General features: G+C 69.1%; 1 protein-coding gene. It reads right to left on the bottom strand.

Annotated features, from left to right (window positions below; translation table 11 throughout):
- Positions 1-262: extracellular solute-binding protein (locus ACFQ87_RS46405; protein ID WP_380617080.1), on the bottom strand; the 262-nt coding region annotated here is incomplete at both ends.

Below are 262 nucleotides of genomic sequence, written 5' to 3'. Positions count from 1 at the left end.
GATGGTCTGCTCGATGGCGGTCTCCACGCCCTTGCGGGCCTGCGGCATCACGCCGAGCAGGCACCCGGCCGTGGCCGGGGTGGGCTTGGTGGCCTTCAGCTGGTCGATGGCGGTCTGGAACTGCGGGTACTTGGCCACCCACTCCTTGTCCTTGGGGTCGTCCAGGGACTTCGTGTTGACCGGGAAGTAGCCGGTGCCGGTGTGCCAGGCGGCCTGCTGCTCGGGGGCGGTCAGGAACTTCTCGAACTCCCAGGTGGCGCGC

This window comes from Kitasatospora sp. NPDC056531 (assembly GCF_042794375.1).
Classification (GTDB): Bacteria; Actinomycetota; Actinomycetes; order Streptomycetales; family Streptomycetaceae; genus Kitasatospora.
Note: the sequence above shows the minus strand (reverse complement) of the source record. Positions and strands in the feature narration are given on the sequence as shown.